This window comes from Streptomyces sp. SID1328 (assembly GCF_009865595.1).
Lineage (GTDB): Bacteria > Actinomycetota > Actinomycetes > Streptomycetales > Streptomycetaceae > Streptomyces > Streptomyces griseoluteus.
The window spans coordinates 1-10,322 of the sequence record NZ_WWKH01000852.1; the positions used below are offsets into that span (position 1 = coordinate 1).

The following is a 10,322-nucleotide window of genomic DNA, read 5'->3' on the forward strand; positions in this document are numbered from 1 at the left end:
GGCCAGGTCCGTCCGCGTGGACCCGGCCTCGGACCTCGGACTCACCGCAGCGCAGCGCGCGGAGCAGGCCCGTGCGGGCGGCAAGCCCGGACTGTCTCAGCACCTGCGGGAGGAGCCGAAGACCCCGATCCAGGAGGAACTCGACCGCTGACCGTTCCCCGCCCCTGCGACCGCGTACAGTTCCCCGCCCCTTCAGCCCTGCGTCACTGGCCCGCACGCAAGGTATTCTCCGCTGATTCGATCATGATGAGGTCCAAGGGGAGGGCTCATGGAGGACCGTGCGGAAGCCGCGGTGGGGGAGCATGTCGAGCTGGAGTACGAGCTGACACGCGAAGACATGAGACAGGCGCTCAAGGCGCGGGCCAAGGCGTCGGGCCGTGCCCGCCGGATGCGAGGGTTCGCTCTGGTCGGGGTGGCCGCGTTCGTCGGAGCGTCGGCGGTGCCGCTGGCGAAGGGTGAGGGCCCCGATACGCGCTCGTGGGTGATCGCCGGCCTGCTAGTCGTATTGCTGTTCGTGCTTCAGCCCTGGCTCCTGGCCCGCCAGTTCCACAGAATCGCGTCCCGGAACGGGGCCTGCCGTTCCAGGGTCGACGACTCCGGGGTGACCGTCAGCAACACGGGTGGCTCCAGCCGGCTGAACTGGACCGCCGCCCCGCACTACGCCGAGACCGCCGACACCTTCGTCCTGCTCAGCGGGGACGAGAACGTCTCGTGCCTGACCGTGCTGCCGAAGCGGGGCGTGCGGGCGCCGGAAGACGTGGACGCCTTCCGGACTCTTCTGGACCGGCACATCCGCAGGCTCTGACTCTGGGCCCGGTCGCCGCAGTCCCGCAGGCGTGAGGAGCGGGGAGCCTGCCCCGCGCAAGATCCTTCTCGGACAGGCCGGCCGTTTCCGACGCTCACTCCGGAGGCACGCCTGGCCGGCGGTGTGGGCCATGAGCGGCCGGGGTACTCGGGGCAACCCACCGTGCGGGGCGCCCCGCAGGACTGCAGGCCGTCACGGCTCGACGGCAGCGAGGCACCCGGCGTCTCACATCCCTCCTGCGAGGCCTCCTATGAGCCGTCTCTTCTCTCCACTCACCCTCCGCGGCACGACGTTCCCGAACCGGGCCTGGGTGGCCCCCATGTGCCAGTACAGCTCGGTCGACGGTTACCCCCAGGACTGGCATCTGGTCCATCTCGGTTCCCTGGCGCGTGGCGGGTCCGGCCTGGTCATGCAGGAGGCCACGGCAGTGGAACCCGAGGGCCGCATCACCCCCTCCGACGCCGGCATCTGGGAGGACGGGCAGGCCGCCGCGTACAAGCGGATCACCGACTTCGTCCACGAGCAGGGAGCCGTTGCCGGCATCCAGATCTCCCATGCCGGCCGCAAGGCGTCGACGGCACCGCCCTGGGAGGGCGACGCGTACGTCGAACCGGAGGCCGGAGGATGGCAGACGGTCGCACCGTCACCGCTGCCGTTCGACGACTGGCCGGCCCCGCGGGAGCTCAGCGCGAACGACATCCGCGCCCTGGTCCGGGCCTTCGGCGAAGCCGCCGCGCGGGCGTTGTCCGCCGGTTTCGAGGTCCTGGAGATCCACGCCGCGCACGGCTATCTGCTGCACCAGTTCCTGTCACCGCTGTCCAACCACCGCAGTGACGAGTACGGAGGCGATCTCGACGGACGCAGCCGCTTCCTCGTCCAGGTCACCGACGCCGTACGGGCGCAGTGGCCGGAGGACCGTCCGCTGTTCGTACGCTTCTCGGCCACGGACTGGGCCGACGGCGGCTGGACCCCGGAGGAGACGGTCGAGCTGTCGCGGCACCTGGTGGCCCACGGCGTCGATCTGGTGGACATCACCAGCGGTGGGCTCGTCCACAACGCCCGGATCGAAGTGGAGCCCGGCTACCAGGTGCCCTTCGCCCGAACCGTCCGCGAGGGCGCGGCCCTGCCCGTCTCCGCGGTCGGTCTGATCACCGCACCGGAGCAGGCCGACCAGATCCTCGTGGACCGCTCGGCCGACGCGATCATGCTCGCTCGCGAACTGCTGCGCAACCCGACCTGGCCGCTCCGCGCGGCCTACGTGCTCGGTGACGACGTCCCGTGGCCGAAGCAGTACCAGCGCGGCCGCCTACGTCATCGCTGAGGCCGTGGGTGCACGCCACCTTCGAACGATCGCGGTCACGTCATGGAACGGATGGAGAGGGGCGACCTACGTGGGTCGTGCGCCCACACCCCTTCGAGGATGCACAGTTGACGCCGCGTGTTCCGCACCGTACGGCAGTCGAGATGCGGTCTCCGAGCCGTGCTGGATATCCTTGCGGGGGACCGGGCGGAGCCGCCCGGGGCGTGGCCGTGCAGGCCCCCGTCCCGCCCAGCGAAGAGGGCGTGTCCCGCAAGCCGCCTTCGCGGCACTCACACCTCCATGGGAGGGAGTTGCGATGAGGCTCACCCACATGCACACGGTCAGGTTCACCGGAGCGGCTCTGGCCGCCATCCCGCTCGCGCTCGGTGCTCTCACATCACAGAGCAGCGCTCAGGACGCGTCTCCCAGCCCCTCGGGAACCTTCGGGCCGGGCTGCTCGGCGCTCTCCCAGAAGGCCGATACGGCCAAGGACAAGGCTGTGGACGCCGCCGCCGCGTACCCGCAGCTCAGTCAGCTCGTCTCGGCGACCGTCCGGGCGCATCTCACCGACACCCTGAACGACAAGTCCGCGATCACCGTCTTCGCGCCGAACAACGACGCCTTCAAGAAGGTGACCACGTCCCAGCTCTCCTCACTGCTCAACAACGAGGGGCAGCTCAACAAGGTGCTGACCTACCACGTCGTGGACAAGCAGATCACGCCTGATCAGCTCTCCGACGGTTCCTTCACCACGGTGGAGGGCGGCAAACTGACCACGTCCGGGTCGGGCACCGACTTCAAGGTCAACGGCAAGGCGAACATCGTCTGCGGCAACATCAAGGCGGCGAACGCCACCATCTATGTCGTGGACTCGGTCCTCCAGCCTCCGTCCTGACCCGCCCTCCGGTTCTCCGCTTCACTTGACGAGGCACGGCGTCGCACCCCTGCGCGGCCGCCGTGCCTCGTCCCGTCACCGTACGAGGGACTTGATCGGGCCGACGGCACCCTGGATATGGTGGGCGCCGGGCCCGGAGGGACTTGGGGGAAGCGGTGGCGTTCGAGCAGGAGTGGGCAGAGATGCGGGCGGCGGCGTCCAAGCGAACTGCCGTGCAGCTCAACAGTGTTCCGGCCGAGGGCGGCGGGGGCGGTGGCGGGTACGACCTCGTGGTCAATCGGGACGATCTCGGCGCCATCGGCAATGACGCGTACGAACTGCTGGGGCGGATGGGGAAAGAGGGCGACATCGCCCGTTCCGCGACGTTCGACGCGGCGACGGCGCTGACCAATGGCAACTTCGCCAGCGGTGCTGCCGTGTTGAAGGTGCACGACTTCTGGCAGACGCATGTGAAGACGCTGCTGGATGCCTGTGCGCAGATCTCCAACCACCTCGATTACAGCAAGGCGCGGCACGCCAAGGACGAAGTGAAGATCGTTGGGGATCTGGCGCAGATTTCCGCGCTCACGGACTACATGAAATAGGGCTCGGGGGAGCGCGCTACATGCTGAAGTACGAGGACATCATCGACGCCCCGCTGGGGAAGCTGAAGGCCGCCGCCGACGACTGGTCGGAGATGGCCGGGAAGCTGGACAAGCTCGCCGCCGACGCCGCCAGCGGGATGAAGGCGAAGGCGGACAAGGCCGACTGGGAGGGCGTCAACGCGGGCGTCACCAAGGCGTTCATCGGTAAGACCGTCAAGGAGTTCGAGGACGCCGCAGCGGAGGCCAAGGGCGTGAAGCTGGTCCTCGAAGACGGTTACACGGCCATCAAGCGGGCCCATGACGACCTGGTCAGCATCCGGGATCACGAGGGGCCCGCGGCCGGCATCCGTGTGGACGGCAAGGGCAAGGTCACGGCGCGGAAGCCGTTGTCCGAACTGCACATGGCGCGGCACGATCCCGACTACATCGACCTCATCGGGCAGGAGAGGAAGAACATCGAGTCGTGGCAGAAGAGGATCGACCTCATCGTCGACAACTGCAACGACACCGACCTCGCCCTCAAGAACGCCCTCGAGGCCAACGTCACCGACCGCAAGGACTTCAGCGCTCCCACGTACACCAAGCTGGACCAGGAGGAGGCCGCCCGCGCCGCCGCTCTCGCCGCCAAGGGCCGTGACCTCACCCACGCCGAACTCCAGCAGCTCGACGAACTGTTGAAGGACAACAGTTCGTCGACGGAGTTCGCCAAGGACTTCTACGGGAAGCTCGGCCCCGAGAAGTCGCTCGCGTTCTTCGGCCAGCTCTCCACGGACACGTACGACTACAGCAAGGTCGACCCGGAGCGCCTCAAGGACGTCCAGGAGCTCCAGAAGAACCTGGGCCTCAACCTGGCCACCGCCTCCCACGACAAGGAATTCACCGACAAGTGGGGTCCGGAACTGCGTAAGTTGGGCACGGAGCGCATCCCGCTGGCCAAGCACGACTACGGCGGCCCGTTCGGCTACCAGCTCCTCGGCGGGATCATGCGGAACGGGAACTACGACGCCAAGTTCCTCAACCCCATCGCTGAACACGTGGCGCAGTTGCATGCCAAGGACCCGTTCATGTTCGCCGAGAACAAGAATGTGAACGGCTGGTTGAAGAACCCGTTCAACCCCTCCGGCGTGAACGGAGCCGGTTACGACCCGGCCACCGCCATGCTCGAAGCCCTCGGCAACAGCCCTGACGCAGCGAAGCACTTCTTCGCCGACCCGCCGACCGCGTACAACCAGGACGGCACGGTCGACCACGGTGCCACAGCCGCCCTCGGGAAGGACAAGGACGGCCAGGCGATCGACAACTACCTCGACTTCTTCAGCAACGAGAAGTGGGAGTCCTTCCCCGACGTCAACTCGACCGACCCGAAGGAGCACAAGGCGTCGCTCGACCAGATGCCCGATGCCCTCGGCCACGCCCTGGAGGCGGCGACGCTCGGCTATCCGGCCGGGCACCCCGACGCCCATGTGGTGCGGGACGCGGACAACGCCGCGATCATGCAGAAGGTCATGGAGAAGTACGGCTCCGACCCCGAGCTGCTCAAGAAGCATCACGAGGCTATGGCCGACAGCCTGGGCACCATGGGCGCCGGCTACATCGACGACATCAACTGGGCGCTGGACAAGAATGATTCGGAGAGCCTGTTCGCGCCGGGCAAGAATCCGGACGCGCATCTCAACTTCTTGGACACCGTGGACGGGAACGGACGAAGCGTCGTACGCGGCTTCCTCAGCACCATGGGTCAGCACCCGGACGCCTACGCGACGCTCTCGACGGCGGAGCAGGCATACACCCGGAGCGCACTGGAACACACGGTGGGCCCGGACGGGAAGATCGACGATAAGACCGCGGCCATGGCCAGAGCGACCATGCGCACCGGCGCCGAGGTGCAGGGCATGCTCGACCAGTCCCGGGCGGACCAGGTGGAGGCGACGAATCTCAAGACCCACGAGGACTACGAGAAGGCGGTGGCCAAGCGAGCGGGCTGGGTGGAGTTCGGGGCCACGGCCGGCCTCGCGGCGGGCGTCGCCTTCCTCCCCGCTACCGCGGCTGTGGGAGCCGCCGCCGTACTCATTCCGCTTGCGACCGACACCGCGAGTGGGGCTGCGGAGCAGGTCATCGGCCAGATGGTCGGTGACGCCGCCGACGGCTCGGTGGATGCGCACAAGGAGAAGATCGACGACCTCAACGATACCCAGAGGAAGAAGATCTACTCCGCCGGGGAGAGCATGGCAGAGGCCCCGATGGAAGACTTCTTGAAGCGTCATGGTGTGGGCCATGAGGACAGGTTCTATGAGGACCTGCACGAATCCATGGTGATCGGTTACGGGGTCGGTAACGACCGGGAGAACCAGCAAGGCAACGACCCGGAGACCGGATGATGCCAGTGTGCGGCCGAGGACACATGAGGATACGGACAATGATCAGTCATAGGTCGCTACGTGGGGGACTGCTTTCCGCAGTCGTGGCCGGCTCGTTGCTTCTCGGGGCCACGGGATGTGGAGGTGACGGGGACAAGAATGGCCTTCCGAAGGACTATAAAGTCGTTGCGGGGACGGAGCTCTGCGGTGGCAACGCCATTTCCGCCGACGCCTCCAAGTCGCTGAAGGTGATCACGGGGTCGTCTCGCTTCGAGGCCTCCTCGAAGGATTCCACCGTTGTGGAAGCCGCGGCGAATCTTGCCCTGGCAACGCCGGCTCTTACCTCTGGTTCGGAGGACATCTGCCGTGTCTTCACCCCCATCGGCAGCACACCGCATTTCAATCTCAGAGTCACCTGGAGCCTGGCCGAAGGCGCCCCGAACGGTACCCCTTCCCCGAAATTCACCGTGCTGAAGATGGGAGAGGAGACCCTGGCAGGGACGGAGAAGGCGTACGTCTTTTTCGCCTGCCGGAGCGACAAGTTGGTCGGCTCGTTGGGAGAGGCTCACATTGTGATCGGCGTGGAGCGCGGAGGCATGCCGAGGGATCCTCAGGACAACGTGGAAGCGTTGAAGGATGCCTACGCCACCGTCGCCCACTCCTACTCCCTCGCCATGGCCAAGGAACTGCGCTGCGAGAAGAACGGCGGGCTCCCCGCGAAGCCGGTGCTGGACCCCGCCTAGCCGCTGGCGTCGGGGACCTACGCCGCCATCTTCTGGTTGTGCGACTTGCCCGTCGTCGGGTGCTGGGACTCGGGGTACTGGGCGGACACCGTGTGCCGGATCTTCTTGCGCAGGGCGGTCGGGCGTATGCCGTGGGTCTCGTTGTGGGCCGTCTGCAGGGCGCGGCGGCGGTTGGTCTCGTCGATGGCGCGGGCCATCGAGGGGGTCAGCCGGTTGGCGTACATGTGCACCTCGCCGCTGACGTTGCGCGCCGCGCGGCCGATCATCTGGATCAGCGCCGTGTCGTTGCGGAAGATCCCGTCCTGGTCGGCGTCGAGGATCGCGACCAGCGAGACCTCCGGCAGGTCGAGTCCCTCGCGCAGGAGGTTGATGCCCACGAGGACGTCGTACTCGCCCCGGCGCAGGTCGGCCAGGAGCTCGACGCGGCGCAGGGTGGTCACGCCGGAGTGCAGATAGCGGACGCGGACTCCCTGGCTGTCGAGGTAGTCGGTCAGCTCCTCCGACATCCGCTTGGTCAGCGTCGTCACCAGGGTCCGCTCGCCCCGGGCGGACCGCTGCCGGATCTCCGCGAGCAGGTCCTCCATCTGGCCGGCGGTCGGCTTGACCGTCACCTCCGGATCGAGCAGCCCGGTCGGCCGGATGATCTGCTCGACGACGGCGCCCCGCGCCGCGGTCAGCTCGAAGCGGCCCGGCGTCGCGGACAGGTAGACCCGCTGCGGGCAGCGCGCGGCGAACTCCGACCACGTCAGGGGGCGGTTGTCCATTGCGGACGGCAGTCGGAAACCGTGCTCGACCAGGGTGTTCTTGCGCGCGGCGTCACCGTGGCTCATGCCGGAGAGCTGCGGCACCGTGACGTGCGACTCGTCGATGACGACGAGCATGTCCTCGGGGAAGTAGTCGAGCAGCGTGGACGGCGGTGCGCCGGGGGCGCGGCCGTCCAGGTGCCGGGAGTAGTTCTCCATCCCGGAGGCGACCTGGGTGTGCCGGATCAGCTCGATGTCGTACTCGGTACGCGTCTGCAGACGGTCGGCCTCGAGCAGCTTGCCGGCCCGGATCAGCTCCGCGACGCGCTCGGCCAGCTCGGCCTGGATGGAATCGGCCGCCGTGCGCATCCGCTCGGGGCCCGCGAAGTAGTGGGTGGCGGGGAAGACGCGGGTGCGGTCGATGACCTCGCGCACCTCACCGGTCTCCGGGTCGGCGACGGTCAGCCGTTCGACGGTGTCGCCGAACATCTCCACCCGCAGCATCGTCTTCTCGTACGCGGGGTGGATGTCGATGGTGTCGCCGCGCACGCGGAACCGGCCCGCGGCCGGCTCGCCGTCGGTACGGGTGTACTGGATGTCGACCAGCGCCGCGAGCAGCTCCTCCCGGTCGACGGTGTCGCCCACCGCCAACTGGAACGAGCGGTCGAGGTAGGACTGGGGCGTGCCGAGGCCGTAGATGCAGGACACGGACGCCACCACGATCACGTCACGGCGGCTGAGCAGCGACCAGGTCGCCGAGTGCCGCAGCCGGTCGACCTCCTTGTTGGAGACCGACTCCTTCGCGAAGTACGTGTCGGTGCTCGGGGCGTACGACTCGGGGCGGTAGTGGTCGTAGAAGGAGACGAAGTACTCGACCGCGTTGTGCGGGAACAGCTCGCGGAGCTCGTTGGCGAGCTGGCCGGCGAGGGTCTTGTTCGGCGCGAGCACGAGGGTGGGGCGCTGGAGCTTCTCGATCAGCCAGGCGGTCGTCGCGGACTTGCCGGTGCCCGTGGCACCCAGCAGCACCACGTCGCTCTCCCCGGCGCGGAGGTGCTTCTCCAGCCCGGCGATCGCCTGCGGCTGGTCTCCGGACGGGGTGTGGGGGGAGACCACCTGGAACGGCCGGCCGGCGCGTATGACCTGGTCGGCGGTGTGCTCGGCCAGGGTGATCCGCCGGTTCTCGGACGGGAATGCCATGGTTCGCTCCTGAACTTGAAGTAACCGCACAGAAGCGGACAAAAGCTACTCAGACTCCGTCCATTTTGCGTGTAGCATCCAATATTGTCAATGTCTAATAACTTTACGGTCGAGTTGTGTGCTACAGCACTCGGTGTCCGGGGTCAGGGCGTCGCAGCACGGCCAGCCGGTCCACCAGCAGCTCCAGCCTCCGCTCCGCGTCCCCCGGGGGCAGACGTCCTGTTCGGGTCAGGGTGGCGAGGCCGTGCAGGGAGGCCCAGAAGGTCTCCGTGAACAGGGCCGGGTGGACGCCGTCACCGGCGACCTCCGTGAGGCATTCCAGCAGGGCGGCGAATGCGTCCTTCAGGGGCTCCGGGGTGTCCTCGTGCGCGAAGGCCAGGCCGCCGTCGAGGCTGAACATGGCGTCGTAGACCGCGGGGTTGCGCTCGGCGAAGTCGAGGTAGGCGCGGGCGAGGGCGGTGACGCGGCCGCGGGGGTCGTTCGCGGTGGTGGTCGCGGCGCGCAGGGCTACGGCCATCTCCGCGGCGCCCTCCAGGGCGACCGCGCCGATGATCTCGCGTTTGCCGCGGAAGTGGCTGTAGAGGACCGGCTGGCTGTATTCGATGCGCTCGGCGAGACGGCGTGTGGTGACCGCGTCCCAGCCCTGCTGTTCGGCGAGTTCACGGGCCGTCGCCACGATGAGGCGCTCACGGACCGCCCGTTCCCGTTCCTTGCGTTGCTGTACGGACATATTTCGATGCTAGCACTGCTAGACAATCAAGCGCTGGCAGTACTAGCGTTGAATCAATCGCTAGCAGCGCTAGAAAATGGAGGGTCACCATGCTCACCGCACTCGAGGTCTTCACCACCGTGGTCGTCGGTCTGATGGTGGGGGTGGAGTTCTCCGTCGCCTTCGTCATCAACCCGATCCTCGCCGGGCTCCCTGGTGACAACGGCCTGCGCGGCCGCATCCACGGGGCCCGGATGCTCGGCGCCGTGATGCCGTTCTGGTACATCGGCTCGCTCGTCCTCGGTGCGGTGTGGGCCCTGGCCGGGCGGGATCATCAAGGCGCCGGCCTCGTCGTCATCGCCGCCGGGCTGCTGATGCTGAGCGTGATCATGTCGATCCTGTTGCTCGTCCCGATCAACAACCGCACGAAGGCGTGGACCACGGACAGCCTGCCCGAGGACTGGAAGGAGCAGATGGGCCGTTGGGACCGCTTCCACTACGTCCGCGTCGGAATCCTCGTCGGCGCCTTCGCCCTGCTGGCCGCCGCGCTCGTCTGAGGCGGGCTGACCTGGGTTTTTCCGCTTGACTCCCGCTCGCCCGCCGTACGTCCGACAATGGACACCCCGACCAAGGAGCTGAGATGTCGGAGCAATTCGCCGTCGGCGACCACGTCCGGTGGAACTCGGAAGCCGGGCATGTGCAGGGCGTCATCATCAAGAAGCACACGCACGACGTGGACTACAAGGGCCACACCCACCACGCCGGCGAGAGCGACCCGCAGTACGAGATCAAGAGCGACAAGACGGATCACGTGGCCTTGCACAAGGGGCGCGCGCTGACGAAGGTCGCGTGAACACCGTCGACGCGGTCCGCGAGGTCGTCGCCACGATCCCGCGCGGCCGGGTCGTCTCGTACGGCGACATCGGCAAGCGGATCGGCGTGGGGCCCCGGCAGGTCGGGCGGGTGATGGGCCTGCTCGGTGACGGCGT

General features: G+C 67.6%; 11 protein-coding genes. 9 read left to right on the forward strand and 2 right to left on the reverse strand.

Features of this window, described 5'->3' with window-relative positions; genetic code table 11:
- The first annotated feature begins 268 nt into the window (after positions 1–268).
- The 6 genes from GT030_RS27325 (at position 269) to GT030_RS27350 (ending at position 6,684) form a co-directional block, all read left to right on the forward strand.
- Positions 269–805, forward strand: a complete 537-nt coding sequence (locus tag GT030_RS27325) for a YcxB family protein (protein WP_161203360.1) — start codon at positions 269–271, stop codon at positions 803–805.
- Between the two features lie 250 nt (positions 806–1,055).
- The gene (locus GT030_RS27330) at positions 1,056–2,126 is read left to right on the forward strand and encodes an NADH:flavin oxidoreductase/NADH oxidase (RefSeq protein ID WP_161203361.1); all 1,071 of its coding nucleotides are present in this window, start codon (positions 1,056–1,058) and stop codon (positions 2,124–2,126) included.
- Positions 2,127–2,421: 295 nt separating this feature from the next.
- A complete protein-coding gene (locus tag GT030_RS27335; RefSeq protein WP_161203362.1) occupies positions 2,422–3,000 on the forward strand; it encodes a fasciclin domain-containing protein in 579 nt (192 codons plus the stop codon).
- Positions 3,001–3,155: 155 nt separating this feature from the next.
- On the forward strand, positions 3,156–3,584 hold the full coding sequence (locus GT030_RS27340; RefSeq protein ID WP_161203363.1) for a hypothetical protein: 429 nt from the start codon (positions 3,156–3,158) through the stop codon (positions 3,582–3,584).
- A 20-nt stretch (positions 3,585–3,604) separates the two neighbouring features.
- Entirely contained in the window at positions 3,605–5,962 is a 2,358-nt protein-coding gene (locus GT030_RS27345) for a hypothetical protein (RefSeq protein WP_161203364.1), read from the forward strand.
- A gap of 83 nt (positions 5,963–6,045) precedes the next feature.
- Positions 6,046–6,684, forward strand: a complete 639-nt coding sequence (locus GT030_RS27350) for a hypothetical protein (protein WP_346009757.1) — start codon at positions 6,046–6,048, stop codon at positions 6,682–6,684.
- Between the two features lie 17 nt (positions 6,685–6,701).
- On the opposite strand, the gene uvrB is transcribed toward GT030_RS27350, so the two are convergent.
- Together uvrB and GT030_RS27360 are read right to left on the reverse strand one after the other, a co-directional pair.
- Positions 6,702–8,624: an excinuclease ABC subunit UvrB gene (gene uvrB, locus GT030_RS27355; RefSeq protein ID WP_161203365.1), complete on the reverse strand. Its 1,923-nt coding sequence runs from the start codon at positions 8,622–8,624 to the stop codon at positions 6,702–6,704.
- Between the two features lie 121 nt (positions 8,625–8,745).
- Positions 8,746–9,354, reverse strand: coding sequence for a TetR/AcrR family transcriptional regulator (locus GT030_RS27360; RefSeq protein WP_161203366.1), 609 nt, complete (start codon positions 9,352–9,354; stop codon positions 8,746–8,748).
- 89 nt (positions 9,355–9,443) lie between these two features.
- Here GT030_RS27360 and GT030_RS27365 point away from each other — a divergent pair, with 89 nt between their 5' ends.
- The 3 genes from GT030_RS27365 to GT030_RS27375 form a co-directional block, all read left to right on the forward strand.
- Entirely contained in the window at positions 9,444–9,890 is a 447-nt protein-coding gene (locus GT030_RS27365; protein ID WP_161203367.1) for a DUF1772 domain-containing protein, read from the forward strand.
- 83 nt (positions 9,891–9,973) lie between these two features.
- Complete coding sequence (locus tag GT030_RS27370) at positions 9,974–10,186, forward strand: DUF2945 domain-containing protein (RefSeq protein ID WP_161203368.1); 213 nt, start codon at positions 9,974–9,976, stop codon at positions 10,184–10,186.
- On the forward strand, positions 10,183–10,322 hold a 140-nt coding region (locus tag GT030_RS27375; protein ID WP_346009758.1), incomplete at its 3' end, for an MGMT family protein. The genes GT030_RS27370 and GT030_RS27375, both read left to right, overlap by 4 nt.

What these genes read in the sequence shown, in the direction of transcription:
- GT030_RS27325 (WP_161203360.1), top strand. Translation starts at nt 269, where the DNA reads ATGGAGGACCGTGCGGAAGCCGCGGTGGGGGAGCATGTCGAGCTGGAG.
- GT030_RS27370 (WP_161203368.1), top strand. Translation starts at nt 9,974, where the DNA reads ATGTCGGAGCAATTCGCCGTCGGCGACCACGTCCGGTGGAACTCGGAA.
- GT030_RS27360 (WP_161203366.1), bottom strand. Translation starts at nt 9,354, where the DNA reads ATGTCCGTACAGCAACGCAAGGAACGGGAACGGGCGGTCCGTGAGCGC.
- GT030_RS27345 (WP_161203364.1), top strand. Translation starts at nt 3,605, where the DNA reads ATGCTGAAGTACGAGGACATCATCGACGCCCCGCTGGGGAAGCTGAAG.
- uvrB (WP_161203365.1), bottom strand. Translation starts at nt 8,624, where the DNA reads ATGGCATTCCCGTCCGAGAACCGGCGGATCACCCTGGCCGAGCACACC.
- GT030_RS27365 (WP_161203367.1), top strand. Translation starts at nt 9,444, where the DNA reads ATGCTCACCGCACTCGAGGTCTTCACCACCGTGGTCGTCGGTCTGATG.
- GT030_RS27330 (WP_161203361.1), top strand. Translation starts at nt 1,056, where the DNA reads ATGAGCCGTCTCTTCTCTCCACTCACCCTCCGCGGCACGACGTTCCCG.
- GT030_RS27335 (WP_161203362.1), top strand. Translation starts at nt 2,422, where the DNA reads ATGAGGCTCACCCACATGCACACGGTCAGGTTCACCGGAGCGGCTCTG.